Below are 7,539 nucleotides of genomic sequence, written 5' to 3'. Positions count from 1 at the left end.
TGCATTGCATGCCGCGCCTCTTTTACCGTGGGAGAATGAGGAGGGAAAAGAAAATGACGAAAGACGTCAGTTTTCCTGATTTTCGACAAAGGCTTTCAGCAGCAGAATCGCCATTTCGCGGTTGACGCTGGCTGTGTTCAGGCAGAGGTCGTAATTTTCCATGCGGGCGAATTCCTGCCCTGTGTGGCGCTTGTAGTAGCGGGCACGCTCTTTTTCTGTTTCGTCGATAAGAATGGTGGCGTCCCCGCGGGAGAGCTGGTATTTCTGGGTGATGTGGTCCACGCGGGCCTCGTAATCGGCATAAAGGAACAGCGAGACCACACCCGGCGTGCCGCGCAGCACATGGTCCGCGCACCGGCCGATGATAACGCACGGACCTTCTTTGGCCAGCCGGCGGATGGTGGCGGACTGCCAGGCAAAGGTGGTGTCTGAGGTGACGATGGTGGAATAATCCACCGCGCCGGTCAGCATGCTCAGGGACGGGGCGCTCAGCGCAAAAGATTCCAGCACGCGGCTGGGCGCGGTCTCGTCATTGCGCTCCATCACGCTCACGGGGATGCAGTATGTCCGGGCGGCCTCTTCCAGCAGCTCCCGGTCATATACGGGCACCCCCAAGGCGGCGCCCAGCGCTTTTCCGATCGCGCGCCCTCCCGTTCCGAACTGGCGGCTGATGGTGATGACATAGTGCCGTGACATACAAAACATCTCCTTTCAAAAACGGTGAAGGAAAACTTTCCCTGTTTTTATTATAACACAGGAATACGGTGAAATAAATAAAATAATAATGAATGTTAGCGAATATTATATACAAAAAGCACAAATGCGCCTGTTTGCGCAAAAAACAGGAATTTCTTGCAAGCGCGTGAAAAATATAGTATACTGATAACGACAACACCGATAGGCGGCACAGCGCCGCCCATCCTGCGGAAAGGAGTTGGCGCACATGAAAAGAGGAAGCGCATTTCGTATCGTAGGTTTTGTGCTTGGCATCGTCGGCACCGTGGTCTCCGTCACGGCGATCGTCTTCAGTGTCGTCGGCCTGCTGCTGGCGAAAAAGCCTGTTAAGCCCCATATCCGCTGAGGAGCAAGGACGATAAGCCTGCCTGCGCCGTACGTGCGCAGGCGGCGGAACAATGCAGCATCAAGCCGGAGGCAGCCGCTTCCGGCTTGATTTTTGAAGCGGGAAGGAGGGCGCGGTATGCGTATCATGGAGCCTGTCCTGCCCCGGGAAATGGAGACGGCGATCCCGCTGGAAGAAGCGCTGGCTATGGCGGCGGCTTATGAGGAGCCGGTGTACGGTTACGCCTTCGCGGGCGGCAGCGCGGCGGGACACCAGCTGGAAAAGACGGAATACAAGGCGTGCATATTTACGAACTGCCGCTTCACCGGGGCGGCGCTTTCGGGCGCGTGGTTCCAGAACGCGGTGTTTGAAAACTGCGATCTTTCCGGAGCAAAGCTGCTGGAGGCTACGCTCCAGAAGGTGCGCCTGCGGGGGTGTAAGCTCTCGGGGGTGAATTTTGCGGCAGCCGTGCTTTCCGATGTGACGCTTGAGGAATGCGTCGCGGAGGGCGCTGTGTTCAGCGAAGCTGTGTTCAAAAACGTGATCTTCCGCAAAGACAATCTGCGGAGCGCCGTGTTTTGGGATGTAAAGCGGCGCAGTGTGTTCCGCTTTCAGGATTGCTGCCTGGTACAGGCGGAGTTTTTGCACACCAGTCTGAACGGACAGGATCTGACGACCTGTGATATCGAGGGCGCGGGCTTTTCCGGCGAGGAAGAGCTGCGCGGCGCGAAGGTGACGCCGGTGCAGGCCTGTGAACTGGCCAAACTGCTGGGCGTGATCATCGAATGAGCGCGGCGCGTCAAGGAGGTTTTCAAAATGAAACAATTTATCGAAGCGGGCGAATTCGTCACCACACACGGCGTGATGGGTGAGCTGAAGCTGTACCCATGGTGCGACGGACCAGAGTTCGTGGCCGCGCTGCCGCGCTTGTTCTTTACGCCCGAGGGCGGCCGGGAGACGAAGGTGGAGGCTGTGCGTGCGCACAAGGGGATGTGCCTTGTGAAGCTGAAGGGTGTGGACAGCATCGACGCGGCACGGCCGTACATCCGCAAGGTGGCATATTTTTCCCGCGCGGACGTTAAATTGCCGGAGGGACGCTATTTTGTGCAGGACATCGTGGGCTGCACGGTGAAGGACGCGGATACCGGCGTGGAATACGGTGTGATCACTGCGGTGGAGCATCCGGCAGCCATTGACGTTTACACGGTGGAAAACAGCGGGGGCGAGACGTTCCTCTTCCCCGCCGTGCCGGAATTTCTGGATACGCTTTCGCCGGAGCAGGGCGTGGTGACGGTGCGCCCCATCCCGGGCATGTTCACAAACGATGGGGGAAATGACGATGCGGATTGATATCGCCACGCTGTTTCCCGAGATGTGTGAGCGCGTTTTGAGTGAAAGCATCATCGGCCGTGCGCGCCAGCGCGGGTACATCGAGCTTGCCTGCCATCAGATCCGGGACTACACGACGAACCGGCAGAAGCAGGTGGACGACTACCCCTACGGAGGCGGGCCGGGTATGGTGATGCAGGCGCAGCCCATTTACGACTGCTGTGTGGATGTCATCCGCCAGATGGAGGAAGCGGGCCATGCGCGGCCCCACGTTGTTTTTATGACGGCTGCGGGCACGCCGCTTACAGAGGAAAAGTGCAAGCAGCTTGCCCAAAAGGACAGCCTCCTGCTGGTGTGCGGCCATTACGAGGGCATCGACGAGCGCGTCATTGAGGCGCTGGCGGACGAAGAGATCTCGATTGGAGATTACGTGCTCACGGGCGGCGAGCTTGCGGCGCTGGTGGTGGCGGACAGCGTGTGCCGCCTGTGCCCGGGCGTGCTTTCCAGCCCGGAAGGCTACGAGGAGGAGAGCCATTACAGCGGCTTGCTTGAGTATCCCCAGTACAGCCGCCCGGAGGAATGGAACGGCCGCCGCGTGCCGGAGATCCTGCTTTCAGGCCACCATGCAAACATCGCAAAATGGCGGCATGAACAGGCACTGGAGCGCACGCGCACCCGCCGTCCGGATCTATACGAGAAATACGAAGAAAAGTCAATGGCGAAAATAGATAAATAAAACTTCAGCGTTTTGTATAATGCGCCGACTATGTTGAAAACTAATTGGTGATTATAGCCAAAGAAAGGGGAAGGCGGGTCGGCTGTTTGTGTCATTGTTGCAGAAAATTGTGCAAAGCACCCAAAGTTGTTGACGCAACTCGGGTATTTGGTATAAAATAGGTGCAAAGGTAAGTTGGGTTTGGTATTTTTTAAGTAATATTAAACAATAGGAGCGTTTCGTTATGTTTGTGAAAGAAGTTACCGTGGAGAATCAGGTTGGTCTGCACGCACGTCCCGCAACGTTTTTTATCCAGAAAGCCAATGAGTTCAAATCCTCCATCTGGGTGGAGAAGGAAGAGCGCCGTGTGAACGCGAAAAGCCTGCTGGGCGTTTTGTCCCTGGGGATCGTGGGCGGTACGACGATTCGCATCATCGCTGACGGCGCGGACGAGCAGGCCGCTGTCGAAGGCCTGATCAAACTGGTGAATTCCGGGTTCAGTGAATAAGTGAAACGGGGAAAGCCGACGGCGAAGTCATGCAGTTTTGTGCAGCAAAGCGCAGGCCGCACGACGAACGCCTCTAAAAGGGCGGATTCCCTTTTCATTCGGAATCGTTGCGCGCCGTGCGCGTAAGCGGTTTCGCGCGCGGCGCAAGGCCGACGGATCAAGCCGGTGAAGTCTGGTTTCAGCGAATAAATTTCCTTGCGTGAGGTGCGCCGCCCGTTGGGCGGCGCATATTTTTTTGCGGCGCACGGGGCAAGCTATCCGCAGAGTATTTGTCAGCAATGTAAAAAAGGAGGCCGCGCATGACGAAGCGTGAGCTTTGGGAAAAAGCAAAAATGCTGCCGCTTTTGCCGGGAGTGTATATCATCCGCGACAAGACCGGCGAGATCATCTATATCGGCAAGGCCAAGCGTCTGCGCACGCGTGTCTCGCAGTATTTCCGCGAGGGCGTGCCGCATGACGCCAAGGTGACGAAAATGATCCAGAACGCTTTTGAGTTCGATGTGATCGTCACGCAGAGCGAGTTCGAGGCACTGGTGTTGGAATGCAGCCAGATCAAGCAGCATAAGCCCAAGTACAATATTTTATTGAAGGACGACAAGGGATACAGCTATGTGAAGGTGACAAGGGAAGCATACCCGCGCATTTCGGCCGCGCTGCAAAAGGACGACGACAATGCCGATTACATCGGCCCGTATACCTCCAGCTTTGCCGTGCGCGAAATGGTGGAGACCGCATGCAATGTGTTCCGCCTGCCGCGCTGCAGCAAAAAATTCCCCCAGGATATCGGCAAAGGCCGTCCCTGCCTGAACGCGCACATCGGCCGATGCATGGCCGTGTGCAGCGGAAAAATCTCCCGGGAGGACTACAATGAAGCTGTGCAGAGTGCCGTGCATATGATACGGCGCGGCCAGGGGGAGATCCTCAAGCTGCTGCGCGAGCGCATGGCCGATGCAGCCGAACGGCTGGATTTCGAACGTGCAGCGCTCATCCGGGATCAGATCGCAGCCATTGAAAAGGTGAGCCGGGGCCAGAAGGTGGTGCGCAGCGAGGTGGACGAGCAGGATGTGGTGGCCTTCGCGGGCACCGCGTCGGCTGTATGCGCGGCCATTCTGCGTTTCCGAGAGGGACGTCTGGTGGACAAAAGGGAGTTTTTGTTTCACGACACCCAAGACATCCCCGCCCTGCGGGAAGAGTTTCTGCCCCGCTATTATCTGGAGGACAACGAGTTCATCCCGAAGAGCATTGCCGTGGATGAGCTGCCCGCGGGTTCGGGCGAGCTTGCGCGCCTGCTGGGCGAGACGCGGGGCAGCAAGGTGCGGCTGTATGTGCCTCAGCGGGGCGATACCGCCCGTCTGGTGGAGATGGCGCGCACCAATGCCGTGGAACGTTTGGCACGGGAGAGCGGACGCTATGCCCGCGAACAGAAACATCTGGACGAATTGGCCGTGCTGCTGGGCCTGAAAGAGCCGCCCAGGATCATCGAGAGCTACGACATCTCCAACTGGGGCGACGGCACAAGCGTGGCGGGTATGGTGGTGTTTGAGGACGGAAAACCCAAAAAAGCGGGCTACCGCCGCTTCAAGATGAACACCGTGGCGGGTACGGACGATTATGCTTCCATGGCCGAAACGCTGGCGCGCCGCGCCGCCGAATACGAAAAGGGCGCAAAAGGGCAGTTCGGCATAAAGCCGGACCTGCTGCTCATCGACGGCGGGCGAGGGCAGGTAAGCGCCGTGCAGGCCGCGCTGGCGGGCACACAGCTTGCAGATGTTCCCATGTTCGGTATGGTGAAGGACGACAAGCACCGCACGCGGGGCCTTGTGAGCGCCGCAGGCGGAGAGATCATGCTGGCCATGCACAGGGGCGTATTCACGTTTGTGACGTCCATTCAGGACGAGACGCACCGCTGGGCCAACGATTACCGCAGGCGCATGCAGAAAAGCCGCGCCTATTCTTCCACGCTGCAAAGCGTGCCGGGCGTCGGCCCGGCCACCAGCCGCGCGCTGATGGCCCATTTCAAAACGGTGTCTGCCGTTAAGGAGGCCAGCGAGGAACAGCTTGCCGGGGCCAAAGGCGTAAGCAGGGCGGCGGCGCGGGCCGTGTATGCCCATTTTCACCCGCAGCCGGAGCAGCCTTCCGCCGAGACGTAAAGAAGCACGGAGCGGCACGTTGGAAAAGAGCAATTCTGTAACCGGCAGGAAGTTGACAAAATGCCTGCAAACGGCGATAATGAGTAAAGAAATCAAGGCTTGTCCCGCACTTGCCCGCGCAGCGGCCGCAAAAGGCGGAAAGAAAGGATGTGCGGTGCGGCGGCAAGGCCGCCCGTGCGTATAAGGAGAATGAGATGCGCGTTATTTCCGGTACCGCGCGCGGCACAAGGCTGGCCGCGCTGCCCGGTGAAGAGATCACACGGCCCACGGTGGACCGTGTCAAGGAGGGCATGTTCAGCGCCGTCCAGTTCCTTTTGGCGGGCGCCCGTGTGCTGGACCTGTTTGCGGGTTCGGGCCAGCTTGGCATCGAGGCGCTCAGCCGCGGTGCTGCGCGCTGTGTGTTTATCGACAGCAGCCGGGAGGCCTGTGCGGTGGTGCGGCAAAACCTGAAGGCCGCCGGCCTGTTTGAAAAAGCCAGCGTGGCGGAAACGGCCGCAGAGATGTATCTGGCCGCATGCCGGGAACGGTTCGATCTTGTGCTGCTGGACCCGCCGTACCGTCAGGGTACCGTAGCCGCGCTGCTGCCTGCTGTGGCGGCCGTGACGGCTCCGGGCGGGACGGTGCTGGCGGAAACGGAGCACGGCGCGCCCCTGCCCGAGCGCTGCGGCACGCTGACGCTGAGAAAACAATACAAATACGGCACAGTGGCGCTGGCGCGCTACGAGGCCGACGCGGAGTTCTGAGCGCTCTGCAATTCACAGAAAAGGAGGGCGTGCGCATGCGCATCGCCATCTGCCCCGGCAGCTTCGACCCCGTTACCAAAGGCCATTTAAATATCATCGAGCGCAGCGCAAAACTGTTTGACGCGGTGACGGTGCTGGTGATGGTGAACCCCAATAAAACGCCGTCCTTCACGGCGCAGGAGCGCGCGGATTTTCTGCGGCGCGTCACAGGGCATATCCCGAATGTGAAAGTGGACGTCTACACCGGCCTGCTGGCCGAATATGCCCACAATGTCGGCGCTTGCACCATCATCAAGGGCCTGCGCGCCGTAACGGATTTTGAGTTTGAATTCCAGCAGGCGCTCACCAACAAAAAGCTCAACCCGGAGCTGGAGACCATGTTCGTCATCACCGATCCGGAATATATGTACCTTTCGTCCAGCATGGTGCGTCAGGTGGCCAGCTTTGGCGGCGACGTCACCGATTTCCTGCCGGACGGCATTTGTAAAGACATCGTAGAACGCCTCACACAGGGGCGAGCAAAGGAGTGACCATTATGAACATCGACGAATTGCTGGATGTAATGGATGAAACGCTGGAGGAGGCCGTCAATCTGCCCTTCACCGGCGGCAAGCGCATGGTGGATGTGGAGAAGGTGCGCGATATCATCGACGATATCCGCTTGAACATGCCTGCGGAGATCCGCCAGGCCAAGGCCATTGTACAGGACCGTGCGGATATCGTGGAAAGCGCGAAGAAGGAAGCTGAAGCCATTGTCAAGCGCGCGGAGGACCGCGCCCGCGCCATGGTGGCCCAGGAGGCCATCGTAAAGGCCGCCCAGCAGAAGGCTACAGAGATTCTGACCAGCGCCCAGAGCCAGAGCCGCGAGATGCGCACCACGGTTACCAATTACTGCGAAAACATGCTGCGCCATACCGAGGAGCAGCTTGCCAAGAGTATGACGGAGGTAAAGACCGTGCGCTCCACGCTGCGCCAAAGCGGTAAAAAAGCTACGGTACGTCCCGCCGCCCAGCCTCAGAAGCCCGAATAATGCG

Annotated in this window: 10 protein-coding genes; 9 read left to right on the top strand and 1 reads right to left on the bottom strand. The window is 58.9% G+C overall.

What is annotated here, in order from left to right:
- Nucleotides 1-66 precede the first annotated feature (66 nt).
- Entirely contained in the window at nucleotides 67-696 is a 630-nt protein-coding gene (locus IIY41_RS07425; protein ID WP_009324592.1) for a cytidylate kinase-like family protein, read from the bottom strand.
- A gap of 247 nt (nucleotides 697-943) precedes the next feature.
- On the opposite strand from IIY41_RS07425, the gene IIY41_RS07420 reads away from it, so the two are divergent.
- The 9 genes from IIY41_RS07420 (at nucleotide 944) to IIY41_RS07380 (ending at nucleotide 7,535) form a co-directional block, all read left to right on the top strand.
- Entirely contained in the window at nucleotides 944-1,081 is a 138-nt protein-coding gene (locus IIY41_RS07420; protein WP_009324591.1) for a hypothetical protein, read from the top strand.
- Between the two features lie 117 nt (nucleotides 1,082-1,198).
- Nucleotides 1,199-1,849: a pentapeptide repeat-containing protein gene (locus IIY41_RS07415; RefSeq protein WP_050004900.1), complete on the top strand. Its 651-nt coding sequence runs from the start codon at nucleotides 1,199-1,201 to the stop codon at nucleotides 1,847-1,849.
- Nucleotides 1,850-1,876: 27 nt separating this feature from the next.
- Nucleotides 1,877-2,410 (top strand): ribosome maturation factor RimM, encoded by a 534-nt coding sequence (gene rimM, locus IIY41_RS07410; RefSeq protein ID WP_009324589.1) that lies wholly within the window; start codon nucleotides 1,877-1,879, stop codon nucleotides 2,408-2,410.
- Nucleotides 2,394-3,125 (top strand): tRNA (guanosine(37)-N1)-methyltransferase TrmD, encoded by a 732-nt coding sequence (gene trmD / locus IIY41_RS07405; protein WP_117473004.1) that lies wholly within the window; start codon nucleotides 2,394-2,396, stop codon nucleotides 3,123-3,125. Before rimM ends, trmD begins: the two co-directional genes overlap by 17 nt.
- Nucleotides 3,126-3,348: 223 nt before the next feature.
- A complete protein-coding gene (locus IIY41_RS07400) occupies nucleotides 3,349-3,612 on the top strand; it encodes an HPr family phosphocarrier protein (RefSeq protein ID WP_009324587.1) in 264 nt (87 codons plus the stop codon).
- Between the two features lie 299 nt (nucleotides 3,613-3,911).
- A complete protein-coding gene (uvrC, locus tag IIY41_RS07395) occupies nucleotides 3,912-5,762 on the top strand; it encodes an excinuclease ABC subunit UvrC (protein ID WP_058722850.1) in 1,851 nt (616 codons plus the stop codon).
- A gap of 194 nt (nucleotides 5,763-5,956) precedes the next feature.
- Complete coding sequence (rsmD, locus tag IIY41_RS07390; RefSeq protein WP_009324585.1) at nucleotides 5,957-6,505, top strand: 16S rRNA (guanine(966)-N(2))-methyltransferase RsmD; 549 nt, start codon at nucleotides 5,957-5,959, stop codon at nucleotides 6,503-6,505.
- A gap of 35 nt (nucleotides 6,506-6,540) precedes the next feature.
- The gene (gene coaD, locus IIY41_RS07385; RefSeq protein ID WP_009324584.1) at nucleotides 6,541-7,035 is read left to right on the top strand and encodes a pantetheine-phosphate adenylyltransferase; all 495 of its coding nucleotides are present in this window, start codon (nucleotides 6,541-6,543) and stop codon (nucleotides 7,033-7,035) included.
- Nucleotides 7,036-7,040: 5 nt separating this feature from the next.
- Nucleotides 7,041-7,535 carry an HrpE/YscL family type III secretion apparatus protein gene (locus tag IIY41_RS07380; RefSeq protein ID WP_009324583.1) on the top strand — a complete coding sequence of 165 codons (495 nt, stop codon included), beginning with the start codon at nucleotides 7,041-7,043 and terminating at the stop codon, nucleotides 7,533-7,535.
- Nucleotides 7,536-7,539: the final 4 nt, after the last annotated feature.

Source organism: Ruthenibacterium sp. (assembly GCF_017421385.1).
Lineage (GTDB): Bacteria > Bacillota > Clostridia > Oscillospirales > Ruminococcaceae > Ruthenibacterium > Ruthenibacterium lactatiformans.
Note: the sequence above shows the minus strand (reverse complement) of the source record. Positions and strands in the feature narration are given on the sequence as shown.

Bases quoted from the DNA above. Each gene is read 5' to 3' on its own strand.
- IIY41_RS07425 (WP_009324592.1), bottom strand. From the start codon at position 696: ATGTCACGGCACTATGTCATCACCATCAGCCGCCAGTTCGGAACGGGA.
- IIY41_RS07420 (WP_009324591.1), top strand. From the start codon at position 944: ATGAAAAGAGGAAGCGCATTTCGTATCGTAGGTTTTGTGCTTGGCATC.
- IIY41_RS07415 (WP_050004900.1), top strand. From the start codon at position 1,199: ATGCGTATCATGGAGCCTGTCCTGCCCCGGGAAATGGAGACGGCGATC.
- rimM (WP_009324589.1), top strand. From the start codon at position 1,877: ATGAAACAATTTATCGAAGCGGGCGAATTCGTCACCACACACGGCGTG.
- trmD (WP_117473004.1), top strand. From the start codon at position 2,394: ATGACGATGCGGATTGATATCGCCACGCTGTTTCCCGAGATGTGTGAG.
- IIY41_RS07400 (WP_009324587.1), top strand. From the start codon at position 3,349: ATGTTTGTGAAAGAAGTTACCGTGGAGAATCAGGTTGGTCTGCACGCA.
- uvrC (WP_058722850.1), top strand. From the start codon at position 3,912: ATGACGAAGCGTGAGCTTTGGGAAAAAGCAAAAATGCTGCCGCTTTTG.
- rsmD (WP_009324585.1), top strand. From the start codon at position 5,957: ATGCGCGTTATTTCCGGTACCGCGCGCGGCACAAGGCTGGCCGCGCTG.
- coaD (WP_009324584.1), top strand. From the start codon at position 6,541: ATGCGCATCGCCATCTGCCCCGGCAGCTTCGACCCCGTTACCAAAGGC.
- IIY41_RS07380 (WP_009324583.1), top strand. From the start codon at position 7,041: ATGAACATCGACGAATTGCTGGATGTAATGGATGAAACGCTGGAGGAG.